This window comes from Pseudomonas sp. B21128 (assembly GCF_044218865.1).
Taxonomy (GTDB): domain Bacteria; phylum Pseudomonadota; class Gammaproteobacteria; order Pseudomonadales; family Pseudomonadaceae; genus Aquipseudomonas; species Aquipseudomonas iridis.
This window is the reverse complement of record NZ_CP162590.1, coordinates 1,149,021-1,165,825: the sequence shown is the minus strand read 5'-3', so window position 1 is coordinate 1,165,825 and position 16,805 is coordinate 1,149,021. Positions and strand designations below refer to the sequence as shown.

Genomic DNA, 16,805 nt, shown 5'->3' with positions numbered 1-16,805 from the left:
TGATGGATCGTTACGTCGTTTTCGGTAACCCGATCGGCCACAGCAAATCGCCGATGATCCACAAGCTGTTCGCCGAGCAGACCGGCGAGAGCCTCGACTACGCCACGTTGCTGGCGCCGCTCGACGACTTTGCCGGCTGCGCCACGGCGTTTTTCCGCGAAGGTCGCGGCGCCAATGTCACTGTGCCGTTCAAGGAAGACGCCTATCGCCTGGCTAACAGCCTGACGGCCCGCGCGCGACGGGCGGGTGCGGTGAATACCTTGAGCAAACTGGCCGACGGTTCGCTGCTCGGCGACAACACCGACGGCGCCGGACTGGTGCGGGATCTGACGGTAAACGCCGGTTTCAGTCTGACCGGCAAACGCATCTTGCTGCTCGGTGCCGGTGGCGCCGTGCGTGGAGCGCTGGAGCCTTTGCTGGCGGAGAAACCCGCGTCGGTGATCATCGCCAACCGTACGGTAGACAAGGCCGAGTTGCTGGCGGAATTGTTTTGCGATCTGGGGCCGGTGTCGGCCAGCGGTTTTGATTGGCTGCGCGAGCCGGTAGACGTGATCATCAACGCCACTTCCGCCAGCCTCACCGGCGATGTACCGCCGATTGCGCCGAGCCTGATCGAGCCGGGCCAAACCCTGTGCTACGACATGATGTACGGCAAAGAACCGACCGCGTTCTGCCGTTGGGCCAGTGAGCACGGTGCGGCGGTGTCGATGGATGGTTTGGGCATGCTCGCCGAGCAAGCGGCGGAGGCGTTCTATTTGTGGCGCGGCGTGCGTCCGGACACGGCGCCGGTTCTGGCCGAACTACGCCGTCAGTTGGCGCAGTAATTACCCATGTGGGAGCGAGCCTGCTCGCGAAAACGTCGGCACATCCAACATTGATGTGTCAGACAGTCCGCTTTCGCGAGCAGGCTCGCTCCCGCAGAGTTTTGCAGTGCTTGTTGGGTCAATCCTCAAACCGGATCGGGCATTTCTCTGGCCCGTCCAGCTTGCGCAGTTCCTCCACCACCTGCGGCCGCGCACCGCGCAGGGTCAGGCTGCGACCCTGGCCCAACAGGCGCCGCGCTTCCTGATGCAACATCTCCACCCCCGAATAGTCGATGAAGTTGATCTGCTGCGCCTCGATCACCACCCGCGCGCCGTGCATGCGCTGTAAACGCACTTGCAGATAATGGCTGGCGCCGAAGAAGATCGAGCCGCCGACCCCCAGCACATCATCCTCGCCATCACGCCAATGCTGCACCCGCGGCTGCGAAGTGCGTTTGAGGTAGAAGAACAGCGACGCCAGCACGCCGGCGTAGATCGCGGTCTGCAACTCCAGCAGCAGAGTGGCCAGGCAGGTCAGCGCCATTACCACGAACTCGGCGCGGCTGACCCTGAGCAACGAGCGAATCCCGCGATGATCGACCAACCCCCAGGCGATCAGCAAAATGCTGGCGGCCATGGCCGGAATCGGGATGTGCGCGATCAGTCCTGCACCAAAAATCGCAAACAATGCCACCCAGAGCGCCGAAAACACGCCCGCCAGCGGTGAGCAAGCGCCGGCCTCATAACTGAGGCCCGAGCGGGTGAACGAGCCCGCCGACAGCGATCCGGAAAAGAACGCCCCGACAATGTTCGAAAGGCCCTGCGCGCGAACTTCCTGATTGGCATCGAGCAACTGCTGCGAACGTGCAGATATCGAACGGGCAATCGACAGGCTGGTGACCAGCCCCAACATGCCCACCGCCACCGCGCTGGGTAGCAGGCGCAGGATCAAATCCAGATCCAGCGGCAACCCGCTGAACGGCGGCAAACGCCCGACAAATGCGCTGACCAGATGCACGTGGCCGAACATCGCCGGCCACAGCCACACCAGCAGACTGGCCAGCACCAGGGTTATCAACAACGTCGGCCAGCGCGGCAGCCACTGTTTCAGCACAACGCCGACGGCCACCGTGGCCACTCCGAGCAGCAACGAAGGCTTATCCACAGCCCGAAGGTGTTGCAGCAGATCCATCAAACTGTCCAGCGCCGTGGCTTTGGCTGGCAATTCCAGCCCTAGCAGATTTGGTAATTGCCCAATGGCAATCACCACCGCCGCGCCAAGGGTGAAACCGAGCACCACCGAATGCGAGACGAAGTTCACCAGCGCGCCAAACCGGAGCAAGCCAAGCACCCATTGAAATACCCCGGCGAGGAAGGTCAGCAACAGGATCAGGGTGACGTAGTCCTGGGATGCCGGAACGGCCAGTGGACTGACGCTGGCGTAAAGCACGATCGAAATCGCCGCGGTCGGGCCGCAGATCAGATGCCACGACGAACCCCACAGACAGGCGATCAGCACCGGGATGATCGCCGCGTAGAGGCCGTACTCTGGTGGGAGACCGGCGATCAGCGCGTAGGCAATCGACTGAGGTAACGCGAGAATCGCACCGCTGAGGCCAACGATCAGATCCCGTCCGACGCTGGCGCGGGTTTGCCGGGGTAGCCAGGTGAGGAAGGGAAACAGTGAGTGGCGACTGGGGAAGGCCATGGGTCCTCGCGGTTGGGGATTTTGTTCAAGGTTATCAGGGTGGCAGGGGGAAAAGCCCCTCACCCTAGCCCTCTCCCAAAGGGAGAGGGGACTGACCGAGGTGTCTGGTCGAATTACGCCGACGAGAAAAGTCTGCGCCGAACTCAGGTTCTGAATACACCACAGATCAGCTCCCTTTCCCCCTCGCCCCTCTGGGGGAGAGGGTTGGGGTGAGGGGGCAAAAATCTCAAGCCGAGCACAATTTCGGCAACCCCACGATCAGAGCTTGGCTTTAACCGCCGCCAACGCATCCTTGCCATCCAACGTCTTCACCCCCTCCAGCCACTTGTCCAAGACCGCAGGATTAGCCTTGATCCAAGCCTTAGCCGCCTCGGTATTAGTGATCTTCTTGTTCACTACCTCGGCCATGATGCTGTTCTCCATCTCCTGAGTGAACGCAAGATTGGTCAGCAATTTACCCACATTCGGACACGCCTCGGCGTAACCCTTGCGCGTCAGGGTGAACACGCTGCCGGTGTCGCCAAAGTATTTCTCGCCGCCCTTCAGATAATGCATTTTCAATTGCACGTTCATCGGGTGCGGGGTCCAGCCGAGGAAGGTGACAAATTTCTGCTTTTTCACCGCCCGTGATACTTCGGCGAGCATCGCCTGTTCGCTGGACTCGATCAGTTTCCACTGACCCATGTCGAAGTCGTTCTTCTTGATGATTTCCTGCAACGAGATATTCGCCGGGGCGCCCGAGCCGATGCCGTAGATCTTCTTGTCGAACTTGTCGGCAAACTTGTTCAGGTCGGCAAAGTCATGCACTCCCGCATCCCACACATAGTCCGGCACGGCCAGGGTGAACTCGGTGCCGTCGAGGTTCTTCGCCAGTTGCGTGACATCGCCGGTAGCCACGAATTTATCGTAGAAGCCCTGCTGTGCCGGCATCCAGTTGCCGAGGAATACATCCACCTGACCGTCCTTCAAACCGCCGAAGGTGATCGGCACCGCGAGGGTGTCGACCTTGGCCTTGTAGCCCATGCCGTCCAGCAGAAACCCGGTAATGGCGTTGGTTGCGGCGATGTCGCTCCAGCCGGGGTCGGCCATTTTTACCGTGGCGCAGCTTTGCTCGGCAAATGCCGAGGCGCTGCTGAGCGCCATCAGGCCAAACGTCACAGCTGTGGATAACTTGCGCATGGACTTCCCCTTCACATTATTGGTTTTGGCAGGGTTGTGGATAACGGGCCTTGCGCTCCAGATCATCGAGGTCGATGTGGTTGCGCATGTACTGCTGACTGGCGTCCACCAACGGCTGGTGATCCCAGCTCTTCAGCTTGCCGATGGTTAACGCATCGGCGACAAAACGGCGGCGGCGCTGGCTGGCGAGAACGTCCCGGTGGATTGCCGGGATATCCCACTTGGCGCGCGCCTCGACGAGAAAATCGTCGAAAAGCTGCCGATGAAGTGGCGATTGGCTGAGTTCTTCCATTTCTCGCGGATCGTTGTCTACGTCATAGAGTAGGCAAGGGTCGCTTTCGCTGTAGATAAATTTGTAGGCGCCCCGGCGGATCATCATCAGCGGGCTGATCGTGCCTTCGGCCATGTACTCGCCGAACACTTCGTCATGACCGCCCTGCCCTTGCAGGTGCGGTACCAGTGATCGCCCATCCAGGGGCAGACCTGGCTCCAGCGTGCCGCCAGCCAGTTCGACGAAGGTTGGCAACAGGTCGGCGGTGGACACCGCAGCGCTGACCCGACCCGCGCCAAACTGGCCCGGCGCACTTATCAACAGGGGGACGCGCGCCGCCATCTCGTACCAGTGCATTTTGTACCAGAGGCCTTTCTCGCCAAGCATGTCGCCATGGTCGCCGGAGAAAACGATGATGGTGTCGTCGATCAGCCCGGTTTCCTCGAGGGTTTGCAGGAGTTTGCCGACGTTGGCATCGATATAGCTGCAAGCGCCGAAGTACGCACGGCGCGCGTCGCGAATCTTATCCACAGGCAAGGGTTTATCCCACAGGTCATAAACCTTCAGCAGCCGTTGCGAGTGCGGATCGAGTTCGTGCTGAGGCGGCGTTGTAGGCAACGGGATATCGGCATCGTCGTACAAATCCCAGAATGCCTTGGGAATTGTGTACGGATCGTGTGGGTGTGTCATCGACACGGTCAGGCAGAACGGCTGATCGCCATCCTCGCGAATGTGATCGAACAGATATTGCTGCGCCTTGAACACCACCTCTTCATCGAAATCGAGTTGATTGGTGCGCACGCACGGCCCGGCTTGCAGCACCGAAGACATGTTGTGATACCAGGTCGGCCGCACGTCCGGCTCGTCCCAATTCACCGACCAACCGTAGTCGGCGGGATAGATATCGCTGGTCAGGCGCTCTTCGTAGCCATGCAACTGATCCGGGCCGCAAAAATGCATCTTGCCCGACAGTGCCGTGCGATAGCCGAGGCGACGCAGGTAGTGGGCGTAAGTCGGCACATCGGCGGGGAAATCGGCAGCGTTGTCATAGGCGCCGATCTTGCTCGGCAACTGTCCGCTGACCAGTGTGAAACGCGACGGCGCGCACAGCGGGCTGTTGCAATAAGCGGCATCGAACACCACGCCTTGGGCGGCGAGGCGGGAAAGATTGGGCAGTTTGATTGGCGAAGGCCCATAGATCGGCAACATTGGCGCGGCCATTTGATCGGCCATGATGAAAAGAATATTTTTGCGCTTCATGTGATCGCGGCATTCCATAGTGAATATTTATGCGACATTGCTGCGATCGAGCATGGAGTCCATGCTCTATCGGGTAAAGCCCGTGCCGGGCAATGACTAGGATAAGCACAGCTTATGTATGAAGCCTTGGGTGATCTGTCGCTCGACCTGTTGCGCGCGTTCGAGGCCGCTGCCAGGCATCGCAGTTTTACCGCCGCCGCGGTGGAGCTTGGGACCACGCAACCAGCGATCAGCCAGCAGATCAAACGGCTGGAAGAGCAACTGGGCTCACGGTTGTTCGATCGAATCTACCGTGGCATCGAGCTCACCGAAGTCGGCACTATCCTGTTCGAGCAAGTTACCCTCGGTTTGCAGAATATCGACGCCGGTTTGAGTGCGATCAGCTCACAGCAGCAACATGAGGTGCTGCAGGTCGCTACCGATTTTGCGTTCGCTGCGTATTGGTTGATGCCACGTCTGCATCGCTTCCATGAAGCCAATCCGCAAGTCGACGTCAGCCTGGTCACCAGTGAGCGCAACCACAACATGCTGCGCACTGATATCGACGTGGCGATCCTGTTTGGCGATGGGCGTTTCAAACAGGGTGAAAGCCATTGGCTGTTCAGCGAAGAAGTGTTCCCGGTGTGCAGTCCGCTCTTGCTCAAGGACCGTGCCCTGCCCTTGACCGCGCAGGCATTACTGGAATTTCCGTTGCTGCACCTGCGGGGGGAAAACAGCAGCAATTGGTTTGACTGGAGTGGACTGTTCCGCGAACTGGGCATCACTACCCCGCCGGCGCCGGGGCAATTGCGTTTCGACAATTACACACTGCTGATCCAAGCGGCGATCGGCGGCCAAGGCGTGGCGATTGGCTGGCGTCACCTTGTGGATAACTTGCTCGGTCATGGCTTGCTGTGTCGACCGATTGCCGAGGCCACGCTGTCGCGCCTTGGCTATTACGTGGTACTGCCGCAGCGCAAGCGGCGTGGCGTGTTGATTCAGCAATTTGTCGATTGGTTGATGGATGAGCAGGCCAGCAGTGCCGAATCCCTTGCCGGGCTCGCGTTGCCTTCGATTGCAGTGTGATCAATCAGCCGGACGCCGCGACAAAATTCACATGCTGACCCACATGCAGATTCAGTTGCAGTTCATCGGCAATTCCCACCGCCACGCGATTCAAGCGTTCCAGCGGTTCTGCCAGACCCGGCTCCAGATTGCCGCCGACCTGACTGAAATGCTCAATGGTCAGCCCGGCCACGCCGTGCGGCGCATTGACCAGCGTCCAGTGCAGGGGACTGCTTTGCACCGCTTCACGAATTTCTTCGGCAGCGTGGCGTTGTAAGCGTTCATCCAGCTCCGGCTCGTCGAGTACGGCAAACTCCCCCACCAGAAACAGCCGCGAAACATTGGCCGCTTGCAGCCCGTCGACTAGAGCATCAACGGCTAGTACCTGTTCGACTGGGCCAAGCACCACCGAGCGTTCCACATGGTCGCTGCTGAATGGCAGCCCCGGCGCATCGAGCAAACAGATCACCGCCGAACTGCCGGCGACACTTTGATTGACCCGCTCGGAATCGAACAGGTCACCGCTTTTGGTGCGCAATCCTGGACGCGGGGCGAGCGCGGTCAGGTCGTCGAGAATGGCGATGACTTCGTGCTGTCGGCGCAGCAGTTCAGCCATCAACGCAGCGCCCAGGCTACTCATGGCACCATAGAGCACCACTTTTACCACCGGGGTTTCGGCATTTTTCATGGCTGATCCCTTTTGTTATCCCTTGTATGACGTGTGACATACGGGCTACGTCGAGGGTTCGAACCAATTCAGAGGGTTTGCGATGCAAGCGATCAAGGGCTACCACGCCCACGTCTATTTCGACGCCGGCACGATTGAACAAGCACGGGCACTGTGCGAACGCGCCGCGCAGTTGTTTGCATTGAAGATGGGCCGCGTTCACGAACGACCGGTCGGCCCGCACCCCGACTGGAGCTGCCAGTTGGCCTTCCGCCCCGAGCTGCTCGGCGAGGTGCTGCCGTGGCTGGCACTCAACCGCGAAGGCCTGGTGGTGTTTTTGCACCCGGACACCGGCAATGACTTGCTCGATCACACCGAGCATGCGATCTGGATGGGGGCGATGCGGACGCTGGATTTGTCTATTTTTTGATCAGGTCGTTGATCCATCCAACGCGTTTCTTCGCGCTCGTACCTCAGCTGCTCGTTGGCAAATCGACTTAGATCGCATCCGACGATCGGTTGACCGTTCATTCAAAGGTTTCACCCGCGAAAGGTAGCTGAAAGCTTCCCCGATTAGGATCGCCCTCACTTCCGGCAACAGACCGGTTGGCCAACGCGTGTGATACCTCGCTCGCCCGGCCCAATTAACAACAACAATGGTGATTCTGATGTCCTCTGTAGCCCGCCTCTTCCCGCGTTTTCTTGTTGCCACTCCGCCCGTACGCCTCGTGCTTCCCGTTCTGCGCTGATCTCGCCCGATCCGCTCACTTAACTAGCCGCGCTACGCCTGGAGTAATCCCATGCTGACTTTCCTTGGCTTCGCCATGGTCATCACGTTCATGTTCCTGATCATGACCAAGCGCCTGTCCGCGCTGATTGCCCTGATCATCATCCCGATTCTGTTTGCGCTGTTCGGTGGCTTCGCGCCGAAGATCGGCCCGATGATGCTCGAAGGCATCACCAAGCTGGCGCCGACTGGCGTGATGCTGATGTTCGCCATTCTCTATTTCGCCCTGATGATCGACTCCGGCCTGTTCGACCCGGCCGTGCGCAAGATCCTCAAACTGGTCAAGGGCGACCCGCTGAAAGTTTCGGTCGGCACCGCCGTACTGGCGCTCGTCGTTTCCCTTGATGGTGACGGCGCGACCACTTATATGATCTGCGTGGCCGCGATGCTGCCGCTGTACAGCCGCATAGGCATGAGCCCGCGGATCATGGCTGGCCTGATCATCCTCGCCGGTGGCGTGATGAACATGACCCCGTGGGGTGGTCCGACCGCTCGTGCGGCGAGTGCGCTGCATGTCGATCCTTCGGACATTTTTGTGCCGATGATCCCGGCCATGGCGGCTGGTGTGTTGGCGATCCTGGTCATCGCCTACTTCTATGGCAAACGCGAACGTGCGCGTCTGGGCGAGTTGCACCTGATCGGCGACGAGATCGATCACAGCGAAATCAGCGTTTCGCAGTTCCCGGATGCCCGTCGTCCGAAGCTGATCTGGTTCAACGCCGTCCTGACCTTCGGCCTGATGTGCACGCTGATCGCCGGCCTGTTGCCACTGCCGGTGTTGTTCATGGTCGCGTTCAGTATTGCCATGATCGTCAACTACCCTTGCCTGCAACAGCAGAAGGATCGCGTCGCGGCGCACGCCGGTAGCGTGCTGGCAGTGGTCGGACTGATCTTTGCGGCCGGCATCTTCACCGGTATCCTGACCGGCACCGGCATGGTCGATGCGATGTCGAAGAGCCTGTTGGCAGTGATCCCTGATTTCCTCGGCCCTTACCTGGCGGTAATCACGGCGCTGGTGAGCATGCCGTTCACCTTCTTCATGTCCAACGATGCGTTCTACTATGGTGTGTTGCCAGTGCTGACCGAGGCTGCCAGCCACTACGGCATCACGGCAGTGGAAATGGCCCGTGCCTCGATCGTCGGTCAGCCCGTCCACTTGCTGAGCCCGTTGGTGCCATCGACTTACCTGTTGGTGGCGCTGGCCGGGATTGATTTCGGTGATCACCAGCGTTTCACCCTGAAATGGGCGATCCTGGTGTGTATCTGCATCCTGATTGCTGCACTGCTGTTGGGGACTTTTCCGCTCTTCAGCACTCTATAAGCCCAAGACTCACTGCACAGAGTCCCGGCTTCGCTGTTTGAAGCCGGACTCTTTGTGGTTTAACAATCGCTCAAAGGAATACACATGGAATGGCTGACCAACCCTGAAATCTGGGTTGCCTTCTTTACCCTGACCGCCCTGGAAATCGTCCTCGGTATCGATAACATCATCATGATTTCGATCCTGGTCAGCCGCATGCCCAAACACATGCAGCAGCGCACCCGGATCTTCGGTCTGGCGCTGGCCATGGTCACGCGGATCCTGTTGCTGCTGTCGATTACCTGGGTCATGCGCCTGACGGCCGATCTGTTTGTGGTGTTCGGCCAAGGTATTTCCGGTCGCGACCTGATCCTGTTCTTCGGTGGTCTGTTCCTGCTGTGGAAGAGCTCGCAAGAGATGTACCACGCGCTGGAAGGCGAAGACGAAAGCGACGACACGCCAAGCGGCAAGGGCGGCAACTTCCTCTACACCATCATCCAGATCGCGATCATCGACATCGTCTTCTCGCTGGACTCGGTGATCACCGCTGTCGGCATGGTCTCGCACGTTCCAGTCATGGTTGCAGCGATCATCGTTGCCGTGCTGGTGATGATGCTGGCGGCCGGGACTATCAGCGAATTCATCGACAAACACCCGTCGCTGAAGATGCTGGCGCTGTCGTTCCTGCTGGTGGTCGGTACTGTGCTGATCGCAGAATCGTTCGATGTGCATGTGCCCAAAGGTTACGTCTACTTCGCCATGGCGTTCTCGCTGGCAGTGGAAGCGATCAACATCAAACTGCGTGGCGCAATGGCCAAGAAGAAACAGCAGCAAGATCCGGTGAAACTGCGCAAGGACATCCCGGGGCAGTAACCCGGATTTTCAAGCCAGTACAAAACCTGTGGGAGCTGGCTTGCCAGCGATAGCGGTGTGTCAGTTGACAGAAATGTTGGCTGAACGATCGCCATCGCTGGCAAGCCAGGCTCCCACAGGTTTTTTGTTGTTTGTGATTTTTGTGTTTGATGCTTGAAAAACCGTAGTTCACGCAGACAGAAGAACCTGTGGGGAGCTGGCTTGCCAGCGATAACGGGGTGTCAGTCGACATCAATGTTTGCTGTGCCGACGCATCGCTGGCAAGCCAGCTCCCACAGGGTTTTGCCTTGTTTGTGGAGAACGTGAATGAACGCCTTTTCATGACACTTTTGTTTCAATCTGCACTTTAGCTGTGCAATGCTGGCGCGCAGACCGTTAGCCAACTACAGCTTATGTATCAGAACGTAGAAACCGCGCGGCACCGTCAACTTGCTCCTCTGGAGCGCTGCTATTTCAGGGGGTTTGCATGCTCACCCTGCTCAATCTGCTTTCCGCCGTCGCCCTGCTGATCTGGGGCACGCACATCGTTCGAACCGGCATCCTGCGGGTGTACGGCACCCAGCTGCGCCATGTGATTGGCCAGAATATGTCGAAAAAATGGCTGGCCTTTGTCGCCGGCATCGTCGTGACCGCGATGGTGCAGAGCAGCAACGCCACCGCCATGCTCGTCACCTCTTTTGTCGGCCAGGGCCTGATGGCGCTGACCCCGGCGCTGGCGACCATGCTCGGCGCCGACGTCGGTACGGCGTTGATGGCCCGGGTACTGACCTTCGACCTGTCGTGGCTGTCGCCGCTGCTGATTTTTGTCGGGGTGATTTTCTTTCTGTCGCGCAAACAGACGCGGCTCGGGCAGATGGGGCGCGTATCCATCGGTCTGGGGCTGATTATTCTCGCGCTGCAATTGATCGTTGAGGCCGCTGCGCCGATCACCCATGCGCAAGGGGTGAAGGTGATTTTCGCCTCGCTGACCGGCGATATCCTTCTCGACGCCTTGGTCGGCGCGCTGTTCGCGATGATTTCCTATTCCAGCCTCGCCGCCGTGCTGCTTACCGCCACACTGGCCGGAGCAGCGGTGATCAGTCTGCCGGTGGCGATCGGTCTGGTGATCGGCGCCAACATCGGCAGCGGCATTCTCGCGTTCATGAGTACCAGCATGCAGAACGCGGCGGGCCGGCAGGTGGCGCTCGGCAGTTTGTTATACAAGCTGATCGGCCTGCTGCTGATCATCCCGGTGCTCGATCCGCTGGTGCACTGGATCGACAGTCTCGATTTCAGCCCGCAGGAAATGGTCATCGGCTTCCATCTGCTCTACAACACCGCGCGCTGCCTGATCCTGCTGCCGAGTGTCGGGCCGATGGCACGGCTGTGTGCCTGGCTGTTGCCTGAGCGGCCGGAGGTCAACGGCACCGCCAAACCGCGTCATCTCGACGCGACCGCACTGGTCACGCCAAGCCTGGCGCTGGCCAACGCCGCGCGGGAAACCCTGCGCATGGGCGATCTGCTCGACAACATGCTCGATGCCACTCTCGATGTGTTGCGCGGCAAGCAGACCGCCGTCACTCAGGAGATGCGCCGGCTGACCGATGACGTCGAAGCGCTGTACAGCGCAATCAAGCTGTATCTGGCGCAAATGCCCCGCGAGGATCTTGGCGAGCGGGACAGTCGACGCTGGGCGGAGATCATCGAGTTGGCGATCAACCTGAAACTGTCCAGCGATGTCATCGAACGCATGCTGCGCAAGATCCAGCAGCAGAAGACTTCGCAACGTCGTTCGTTTTCCGAAGAGGGGCTGGAGGATCTGGCCGTCCTGCATCAACAACTCATCGCCAACCTGCGGTTGGGGCTGTCGGTGTTTCTCAGCGGCGACCGGGAAAGTGCCCGGCAGTTATTGCGCGAGAAACGTCGCTTTCGCGCACAGGAACGGCGTTTGGCCCACGCGCATGTCAGCCGATTGCAACGCAAGATCGTGCAGAGTATTGAAACCAGTTCGCTGCACCTGGAATTGATTGCGGACATGCGGCGGCTCAATTCGCTGTTCTGCGGCAGTGCGTATGTGGTGCTGGAAACGGCGGATACCGGCGCGCTGGCGGCGGATGATATGAGCGACATTACGCATTCGCCTTGAACGTCTGCGGTTGTGGTCAGTCAGTAACTCAGAGTTCAGCCTCACGGCCGTCATCGCTGGCAAGCCAGCTCCCACAGGGTTTTGTGCGCCATAGATCCCTGTGGTAGCTGGCTGGCCAGCGATGACGGCCGGACTGACGACACGGATCTCCAAATCAGCCGTATGGAAGCCTGTTATGCGTTGCCTGTTGTTCGCCTGTCTATTGCTCGGTTCTCTACCCTCCTTCGCCCTGGATCGTTTTCAGGTCGAAGGTTATGCGCTGCCCAACGGTTTGCAGCTGATGCTCAAGCCCGGCACCGAGCGTGGGCACGTGGCGATCCGTCTGGTGGTCGGCGTCGGTCTCGACGATTTTGACTGCGACGAAAAAGAGCTGCCACACCTGCTCGAACATCTGCTGTTCAGCGGCATTGACGCCACTGGCGAAGGTGGTCTCGAAGAACGCATGCAGGCCCTGGGCGGCGAATGGAACGCCTTTACCAGCAATGCCGACACCACCTTCGTCATCGAAGCCCCGGCGAAGAACCAGCGCAAGGTGCTCGACCTGCTGCTGGCTCTGCTGACCCAGACCCGCATCGACGACAACGCGATCAACGCCGCCAAACGCGTGGTCGAGCGTGAAGACGGCGGCCATTACACGCGCCTGCGACGTTTTCTTGATCGGCAGGATCTGGGCCACACCGCGAGCAATCAACTGGCCGTCGAACTGGGCCTGAAATGCCCGCAACGCGCCGAAGTCGATCATCTGACCCAAGAGCAGTTAGAGAAAGTGCGCCAGGCCTGGTACGCGCCGAACAACATGACCCTGATCATCGTCGGCGAACTCGACAAACTGCTGCCGGCTTATCTGGAACGCACGTGGGGCGCCCTCGAACCGGTCGAACCCAGCGAGCACCGTCCGCTGCCGGACATCAGCACCAGCGCCGCCCACGAGCGCACCCTCACCCGCGGCTTCATGGGTGACAGCGCCAAGTTGCACTGGTTGGTGCCGGAGCCGGTGCTGGACGATCAGTACGACCAGACCTTCGATATCCTCAAGGATTACCTCGACTGGGCGCTGTACCGGCAGATCCGCCTGAACCACGGGTTGTCCTACGGGCCATGGGCCGAACGCGAAGTGTTCGGCGGCGTCGGCTTCATGAGTCTCAACGCCGACCTGGATCGCGATAACGTCGACGAAGCCATCCAGGTCCTGGAAGACCTCAAGGCTGACTTGCTGAAAAACGGTCTCGACCCTGACACCTTCGCCCGGATCAAACAGGCCGCCATCGCCCACCAGGCCTGGGCGGTACAAGGCAACAGCGCGATGGCCGATTATTACTGGAGCGCGCTGAGCGATTATCAGGACGGCCGCTTCGCCAACCCTGCGCGGGAGCTGCAAGGCGTGACGCTGGAAACGGCGAACAAGGCGATGCGTGAGTTGATGTTGCAACCGGGGTATCTGCGGATCGAGAAGCCGCTGATCAGTGATGATCAGGTGTTGTGGGTAGCGGCAGGTGGGGTGGGTCTGGTGCTGCTGATGTTGATCGGCTGGCGTGTGTACCACCGCAAGTCAGCCAGGCAGTAAACCTGTGGGAGCGAGCTTGCTGGCGAAGGCGTCGTGTCAGTCACTGCAATTTTACGTGAGCCACCGCATTCGCGCGCAAGCTCGCGCCCACAGGGTACTGCGGTGAATTTAGCTGACTGCCAACCTCGCCACATGGCCCGGTGGGCGCTACTCTGTCGAGGTTTTCCCCCCTATCGTCGTGAACCGCCAAAATGTCCAGACTGACCCTCCTTATCCAGCGCATTATCGAGCTGATGAAGCGCTACCCCGGGGTCATCGCGCTGGGTGGTTTCATCTCGGGGGTCGGCAGTTTCATGCTGGTCGATCGCCAGCAGGGATTGGCGAGCTGGATCACGGTGATCATGCTGCTCAGCTGGATCTGGCTGATGCTGGAAAACACCCTCACCGGGCTTTTCACGCGGATTTTCAAACGGGAAATCCCGCAGCCTCTGCTGCGTTACGCGACGCAGATGATCCATCAGGAAAGCCTGTTTTTTGTCCTGCCGTTCTTTTTCATCACCACGACGTGGAACAGCGGCCAACTGATCTTCACCGGCCTGCTCAGCGTCGCCGCGCTGATCTCTATCGTCGATCCGCTCTATTACAAATGGCTGGCGCCACGGCGCTGGGCGTTTCTCGCGTTGCACACCCTGACCCTGTTCGCCGCCCTGCTCACGGCGCTGCCGGTGATCATGCACCTGACCACTGCGCAAAGTTTCAAATGGTCGCTGGGGATTGCTGTGCTGCTTTCGTTCCCGAGCCTGGCGTCGATCTTCCCGATCCGCACGGTGCGTAACGCGCTGGCGATTCTGTTTATCACCGTCGGCATCGGCGGCGTCGGTTGGGCGCTGCGTTCGTGGGTGCCGCCGGCGACGTTGTGGATGACCGACGTGGCCATCAGCACGCAAATGCAGGATCGTACCCCTGGCGCCAGCCTCGACAAGGTCAGCGCCGAGCAGATCCGCAACGGCGGCCTCTACGCCTACACCGCGATCAACGCACCGCGTGGGCTCGATGAGCGGATTTATCACGTCTGGCAGTTCAACGGCAAAGAGGTCGACCGCATCGCCCTCGACATCCACGGCGGGCGCAAGCAAGGCTACCGGGCGTGGACGCACAAACAGAACTTCCCCGGCAACCCGGCGGGCAAATGGCAAGTACGGGTGTTGACCGAGGATGGCCAGCTGATCGGTGTGCTGCGCTTTGAAATCACCGACAGCACACCGGTCAAAGAAAAGTAATCCGGATCGTGCTATTACGTTAGTTCGCTTAGAAGCCGAACAAGCACGGAGCTTATGACCAGCAGCTCGATGACAGGCAGCGCCCAATTGGACACGTCCAACACCCCTGTCCGCCTGCGGATCAGCGGGGACTGGACGCTTGCCCATTACACCGAGCTCAAACATCTGAGCGAAACCCTGCGCGGCCAGTACGACACCGACACGCCCATCGACCTCAACGGCCTCGGCGCCCTCGACACCGCTGGCGCCTCGTTGCTGGTGGAACTGCTCGGCTCCGAGCGCCTCGGCAAATCCGCCGAACATCCCGATTGCACAATCTCCAGCGCCGACCGCGCCCTGCTGCAAACCGTGTATCAGTCGTTGACCGATTTCTGCGTGCCGATCAAGGAACCGGAAATCAGCGTCAGCGTGCAATTGCTGACGCGCATCGGCCGCGCCGTCGATGCCGTTTGGCAAGACACCCTGCAACTGCTCGGCTTCGTCGGCCTGATTCTGGAAACCATCGCCCGTGGCCTGTTCCGGCCCAAGCGCTGGCGCATCACGCCGGTGATCGCGCACATTGAACAGACCGGCCTCGACGCCGCGCCGATCGTGGCGTTACTGACCTTTCTGGTGGGGGCTGTGGTGGCGTTTCTCGGCGCGACGGTGCTGGCCAGTTTTGGCGCGAGCATCTTCACCGTCGATCTGGTGGGTTTTGCCTTCCTGCGTGAGTTCGGTGTTTTGCTCACCGCGATCCTGATGGCCGGGCGCACCGCCAGTGCGTTCACCGCGCAAATCGGGTCGATGAAGGCCAACGAGGAAATCGACGCGATTCGCACCCTCGGCCTTGATCCGATGGAGCTGCTGGTTGTGCCGCGCGTGCTGGCGTTGCTGGTGGCGCTGCCGCTGCTGACCTTTCTGGCGATGATCTGCGGAATCATCGGCGGTGCCGTGGTCTGCGCGGTGTCGCTGGATATCTCGCCGGCGATGTTCCTCTCGCTGCTGCAAAGCGACATCGGCGTTCAGCATTTTCTGGTCGGTCTGGTGAAGGCGCCGATCTTCGCGTTTCTGATTGCGGCGATTGGCTGCCTGGAAGGCTTCAAGGTCAGTGGCAGCGCCGAATCGGTCGGCGCACACACCACGTCGAGTGTGGTGCAGTCGATTTTCGTGGTGATCGTGCTCGACGCGGTGGCTGCGCTGTTCTTCATGGAGATGGGCTGGTGAGTCGTCTACCCCGTGCGCCCTCGGAGGCGGTGATTGAAGTCCGTGGCCTGTGCAACCGCTTCGGTACGCAAAGCGTGCACGAGAACCTCGATCTGGATTTGTACAAAGGTGAAATTCTCGCCGTGGTCGGCGGCTCCGGCAGCGGCAAATCGGTACTGCTGCGCAGCATTGTCGGCCTGCGCCGGCCCAGCGAGGGCATCGTCAAAGTGTTCGGCCAGAATCTGCCGAGCCTGGCGGAGCATGAGCGCTCGTTGATCGAACGACGCTTTGGCGTGCTGTTTCAGAAAGGTGCGCTGTTCTCTTCGCTCACCGTGACCGAGAACGTCGCTCTGCCGCTGATCGAACACGCGGGCCTGAGCCGCGAAGACGCCGAGCATCTGGCCGCCGTCAAACTGGCGCTGGCCGGGTTACCGCTGTCGGCGGCAGACAAATACCCGGCGTCGCTGTCCGGCGGCATGATCAAGCGCGCCGCTCTGGCCCGGGCCCTGGCGCTGGACCCGGACATTCTTTTTCTCGACGAACCCACCGCCGGCCTTGATCCAATTGGCGCGGCGGCGTTCGACCAATTGATCCTGACCCTGCGTGATGCGTTGGGTCTGAGTGTGTTTCTGGTGACCCACGACCTCGACACGCTCTACACCATCACCGACCGGGTGGCGGTGCTGGCGCAGAAAAAAGTGCTGGTGGCCGATGCCATCGACGTGGTCTCGGAAACCGATGACGCGTGGATTCACGAATATTTCCACGGCCCGCGCGGCCGCTCGGCGCTGGACGCCGCCAAACTGCTCAACGAGGTCTGAC

The 16,805-nt window shown here is 60.1% G+C and carries 14 protein-coding genes; 10 read left to right on the top strand and 4 right to left on the bottom strand.

The features are described from left to right. Window positions 1-2 precede the first annotated feature (2 nt). Window positions 3-824, top strand: coding sequence for a shikimate dehydrogenase (aroE, locus tag AB4P91_RS05040; protein ID WP_150593307.1), 822 nt, complete (start codon window positions 3-5; stop codon window positions 822-824). Window positions 825-942: 118 nt separating this feature from the next. Here the strand turns inward: aroE and AB4P91_RS05035 are convergent, their stop codons facing one another. From AB4P91_RS05035 to betC, 3 genes are all read right to left on the bottom strand, one after another. Then, on the bottom strand, window positions 943-2,511 hold the full coding sequence (locus AB4P91_RS05035; RefSeq protein WP_395604435.1) for a SulP family inorganic anion transporter: 1,569 nt from the start codon (window positions 2,509-2,511) through the stop codon (window positions 943-945). A 258-nt stretch (window positions 2,512-2,769) separates the two neighbouring features. After that, window positions 2,770-3,690, bottom strand: a complete 921-nt coding sequence (gene choX, locus AB4P91_RS05030) for a choline ABC transporter substrate-binding protein (protein ID WP_395604434.1) — start codon at window positions 3,688-3,690, stop codon at window positions 2,770-2,772. A gap of 16 nt (window positions 3,691-3,706) precedes the next feature. After that, a complete protein-coding gene (gene betC, locus AB4P91_RS05025) occupies window positions 3,707-5,221 on the bottom strand; it encodes a choline-sulfatase (RefSeq protein WP_395604433.1) in 1,515 nt (504 codons plus the stop codon). Between the two features lie 114 nt (window positions 5,222-5,335). Between betC and AB4P91_RS05020 the strand changes: the two genes are divergently transcribed. Next, entirely contained in the window at window positions 5,336-6,286 is a 951-nt protein-coding gene (locus AB4P91_RS05020) for a choline sulfate utilization transcriptional regulator (RefSeq protein WP_395604432.1), read from the top strand. 4 nt (window positions 6,287-6,290) lie between these two features. Here the strand turns inward: AB4P91_RS05020 and AB4P91_RS05015 are convergent, their stop codons facing one another. Next, window positions 6,291-6,953: an NAD(P)-dependent oxidoreductase gene (locus AB4P91_RS05015; protein WP_150593302.1), complete on the bottom strand. Its 663-nt coding sequence runs from the start codon at window positions 6,951-6,953 to the stop codon at window positions 6,291-6,293. Window positions 6,954-7,035: 82 nt separating this feature from the next. Here AB4P91_RS05015 and AB4P91_RS05010 point away from each other — a divergent pair, with 82 nt between their 5' ends. The 8 genes from AB4P91_RS05010 (at window position 7,036) to AB4P91_RS04975 (ending at window position 16,804) form a co-directional block, all read left to right on the top strand. Further along, window positions 7,036-7,362, top strand: coding sequence for a DOPA 4,5-dioxygenase family protein (locus AB4P91_RS05010; RefSeq protein ID WP_395604431.1), 327 nt, complete (start codon window positions 7,036-7,038; stop codon window positions 7,360-7,362). Window positions 7,363-7,732: 370 nt separating this feature from the next. Continuing rightward, on the top strand, window positions 7,733-9,040 hold the full coding sequence (locus tag AB4P91_RS05005; protein WP_395604430.1) for a CitMHS family transporter: 1,308 nt from the start codon (window positions 7,733-7,735) through the stop codon (window positions 9,038-9,040). Window positions 9,041-9,124: 84 nt separating this feature from the next. Next, a complete protein-coding gene (locus tag AB4P91_RS05000) occupies window positions 9,125-9,892 on the top strand; it encodes a TerC family protein (protein ID WP_150593299.1) in 768 nt (255 codons plus the stop codon). Between the two features lie 466 nt (window positions 9,893-10,358). Further along, window positions 10,359-12,017 (top strand): Na/Pi cotransporter family protein, encoded by a 1,659-nt coding sequence (locus tag AB4P91_RS04995; protein ID WP_150593298.1) that lies wholly within the window; start codon window positions 10,359-10,361, stop codon window positions 12,015-12,017. Between the two features lie 175 nt (window positions 12,018-12,192). After that, window positions 12,193-13,581, top strand: a complete 1,389-nt coding sequence (locus AB4P91_RS04990) for a pitrilysin family protein (RefSeq protein ID WP_150593297.1) — start codon at window positions 12,193-12,195, stop codon at window positions 13,579-13,581. A gap of 191 nt (window positions 13,582-13,772) precedes the next feature. After that, on the top strand, window positions 13,773-14,801 hold the full coding sequence (locus AB4P91_RS04985) for a DUF5924 family protein (protein ID WP_150593296.1): 1,029 nt from the start codon (window positions 13,773-13,775) through the stop codon (window positions 14,799-14,801). Between the two features lie 54 nt (window positions 14,802-14,855). Continuing rightward, the gene (locus AB4P91_RS04980) at window positions 14,856-16,004 is read left to right on the top strand and encodes an ABC transporter permease (protein WP_150595867.1); all 1,149 of its coding nucleotides are present in this window, start codon (window positions 14,856-14,858) and stop codon (window positions 16,002-16,004) included. After that, a complete protein-coding gene (locus AB4P91_RS04975; protein ID WP_150593294.1) occupies window positions 16,001-16,804 on the top strand; it encodes an ABC transporter ATP-binding protein in 804 nt (267 codons plus the stop codon). Before AB4P91_RS04980 ends, AB4P91_RS04975 begins: the two co-directional genes overlap by 4 nt. Window position 16,805: the final 1 nt, after the last annotated feature.

Bases quoted from the DNA above. Each gene is read 5' to 3' on its own strand.
- aroE (WP_150593307.1), top strand. From the start codon at position 3: ATGGATCGTTACGTCGTTTTCGGTAACCCGATCGGCCACAGCAAATCG.
- AB4P91_RS05035 (WP_395604435.1), bottom strand. From the start codon at position 2,511: ATGGCCTTCCCCAGTCGCCACTCACTGTTTCCCTTCCTCACCTGGCTA.
- choX (WP_395604434.1), bottom strand. From the start codon at position 3,690: ATGCGCAAGTTATCCACAGCTGTGACGTTTGGCCTGATGGCGCTCAGC.
- betC (WP_395604433.1), bottom strand. From the start codon at position 5,221: ATGAAGCGCAAAAATATTCTTTTCATCATGGCCGATCAAATGGCCGCG.
- AB4P91_RS05020 (WP_395604432.1), top strand. From the start codon at position 5,336: ATGTATGAAGCCTTGGGTGATCTGTCGCTCGACCTGTTGCGCGCGTTC.
- AB4P91_RS05015 (WP_150593302.1), bottom strand. From the start codon at position 6,953: ATGAAAAATGCCGAAACCCCGGTGGTAAAAGTGGTGCTCTATGGTGCC.
- AB4P91_RS05010 (WP_395604431.1), top strand. From the start codon at position 7,036: ATGCAAGCGATCAAGGGCTACCACGCCCACGTCTATTTCGACGCCGGC.
- AB4P91_RS05005 (WP_395604430.1), top strand. From the start codon at position 7,733: ATGCTGACTTTCCTTGGCTTCGCCATGGTCATCACGTTCATGTTCCTG.
- AB4P91_RS05000 (WP_150593299.1), top strand. From the start codon at position 9,125: ATGGAATGGCTGACCAACCCTGAAATCTGGGTTGCCTTCTTTACCCTG.
- AB4P91_RS04995 (WP_150593298.1), top strand. From the start codon at position 10,359: ATGCTCACCCTGCTCAATCTGCTTTCCGCCGTCGCCCTGCTGATCTGG.
- AB4P91_RS04990 (WP_150593297.1), top strand. From the start codon at position 12,193: ATGCGTTGCCTGTTGTTCGCCTGTCTATTGCTCGGTTCTCTACCCTCC.
- AB4P91_RS04985 (WP_150593296.1), top strand. From the start codon at position 13,773: ATGTCCAGACTGACCCTCCTTATCCAGCGCATTATCGAGCTGATGAAG.
- AB4P91_RS04980 (WP_150595867.1), top strand. From the start codon at position 14,856: ATGACCAGCAGCTCGATGACAGGCAGCGCCCAATTGGACACGTCCAAC.